Source organism: Novosphingobium aquae (genome assembly GCF_037572715.1).
GTDB lineage: Bacteria > Pseudomonadota > Alphaproteobacteria > Sphingomonadales > Sphingomonadaceae > Novosphingobium > Novosphingobium aquae.
In genome coordinates, this window is record NZ_JBBHJY010000027.1 from 1 (window position 1) to 1,347 (window position 1,347).

Consider the following 1,347-nt stretch of genomic DNA (forward strand, 5'->3'; position numbering starts at 1 on the left):
TTTTCCGTTAAGTTAAATGCACTTAAGTGGCATTTCGGTTCCTGATAGTCCGAACTTCCGGTTCCCGATAGTCCGAGTCCGGCGGTTCCTGATAGTCCGAGTCCGATCATGACATATCCACAGCAGGCAGGCCGACGCGCCGCATGGCTGCGTCGAAGGAATCCACGGGGAGCGCCGCGAAGCTCAACCGCTCGCGGCCAAGCGCATGGTCGATGGTGAGCTCGTATCCGGGCAGCGCCTGGCGCCGCACGATGTCGCGCAGCTCGAACGCGAAGCGTTTGGGCGGTGACAGTGCGCCGGACTTCATGTGGAGGTGCTGGAAGTCGAAGCTCCAGCCCCCGCGTTGCTTGCCGCCGTGCTTGCGCACCAGGCGGTAAAGCCAGCGCTCCAGCCCGCCGGTCAGCGTGAAATAGGCGGGGTCGATCGTCAGCACGAGCGCCTGGTCGATCACGCCTTCGTAGAACCAGTCGGGCACGATCATCTCGATCCCGAGCGCCCGGCCGGAGCCGTCGAGGCGCTCCTTCCACTCGTTGATCCAGGAAAAGCGGTGCCGCCGCCGGCTTCCGAGCTGGCGGATCGAGGTTGCAATCGTCGTCGACTGCAGCCGGTCAAGCCCGGCCTTCAGCCGCTCGTAACTCGCCTTGCCAGTGCCGCGCCGCGTGAAGGCCAGGATCTCATGTGGTGTGGCGGCGAGCAGCCGCGAGGTCGGGCGGCCCATGTCGCGCGCTTCGACGATCTGGCTTGCAGCCCAGATGAGGACGTCAGCGTCCCAGATGGTCGCCATGCCGTGTTCGACAGTCGCCTCGACGAGGATCGAAACCTCGCCCATCCGGAAGTCGATCGGGCGCACCCGCTTCGACTTGGCAAGGCTGAAGAACGGCCAGGCCATCAGGTCCTGGGCGTCGCGGGCGGCGATGTTGCATCCTACACTGACGAGCAGGTCAAGCTGCGTGAGGCGCGCTGGGAAGGAGGGCAAGCGGCGCATGTCTGCTCTCAGCGCCGCACCGGCGGGGTATAGCCGTCGAGCCGCTTGGCGGGGTGGACGATGCCCTTGCCCGGATCGCTGGTCGAACGGCGCAGGCCCTGTTCGGCCCAGGCATCGAGGTCGGTGACCGAGTAGACGATCCGCCCGCCCAGTTTGCGGTAGACGGGGCCGGTGCCGAAGCAGCGGTGCTTCTCCAGCGTGCGGGCAGAGAGGCCCAGATGCACGGCAGCATCGGGCGTCCGCAAGAAACGGGCGGTGACTGGGGTTGGTCTGGCATCCATGGCGTGTGCTCCATCGCGGCTGCGCACCTGCCGGAATGGACAGGCGGTGTGCGGCAAGCTTCGCGCAAGTTTGTCGGCGAC

The 1,347-nt window shown here is 66.0% G+C and carries 2 protein-coding genes; both read right to left on the reverse strand.

Features of this window, described 5'->3' with window-relative positions; genetic code table 11:
- Positions 1-106 precede the first annotated feature (106 nt).
- Positions 107-985 carry a replication initiator protein A gene (locus WG900_RS20105; RefSeq protein ID WP_339970162.1) on the reverse strand — a complete coding sequence of 293 codons (879 nt, stop codon included), beginning with the start codon at positions 983-985 and terminating at the stop codon, positions 107-109.
- A gap of 8 nt (positions 986-993) precedes the next feature.
- Complete coding sequence (locus WG900_RS20110; RefSeq protein WP_339970164.1) at positions 994-1,266, reverse strand: helix-turn-helix transcriptional regulator; 273 nt, start codon at positions 1,264-1,266, stop codon at positions 994-996.
- Positions 1,267-1,347 lie beyond the last annotated feature (81 nt).